Origin of the sequence: Pseudomonas mercuritolerans (genome assembly GCF_025706525.1) — a bacterium.
Classification (GTDB): Bacteria; Pseudomonadota; Gammaproteobacteria; order Pseudomonadales; family Pseudomonadaceae; genus Aquipseudomonas; species Aquipseudomonas mercuritolerans.
In genome coordinates this window covers 1-530 of the sequence record NZ_JAMSHA010000049.1, presented here as the reverse complement: position 1 = coordinate 530, position 530 = coordinate 1, and the positions used below count along the sequence as shown (strand labels likewise).

At 42.6% G+C, this 530-nt stretch carries 1 protein-coding gene; it reads right to left on the bottom strand.

Annotation, left to right across the window (positions count from 1 at the left end):
* A partial coding sequence (locus ND528_RS28150; RefSeq protein WP_408005073.1) for a hypothetical protein occupies nucleotides 1-377 on the bottom strand: 377 nt, incomplete at its 3' end.
* Between the last annotated feature and the right edge of the window lie 153 nt (nucleotides 378-530).

Sequence of the window (530 nt, the reverse complement as noted above, 5' to 3'; positions counted from 1 at the left end):
CCGGTAAGACGTTTTGCCCTGCTATAAGCTTTACGTTTCTCAGCGAGGCTCTCAAACTCTGCATTCATTCCATCATCGAAGCGTGTAAACCCTTCAGATGACATGAGAACACTATTAAAGGCGTCACTGTAAACCTCACTGACGGTATAGCGACCATGACCAGCTTCATGACAGGTAAAACCTTCAATCAGACTGACAAAGTCATCATCGCTATAATCGCCGTTTGGTAAAACACAAACTTTATTGACAGGATCAAAATACGGTCCTTTGGTATTGTCGTCTATTACAACTCTTACATCGCCTAAGCCGCTAATGACTTTTGCTATATTCTGTAAACGCTTAATATGGCGCGGCGATGATTTAAGATCTAATTTCATAGAATACCTCTTTATAAATCTGTTCGATGATGTACAGATGGAAGAGAAGGTTGGTAACGATTATCCGGATGCAAAGCGGCGGCTTGCAGCCACTTACGCACTGATGGTTAAAGCCGGAAGGATGACTCCTGATATATCTTCTCGTCCGGAAAA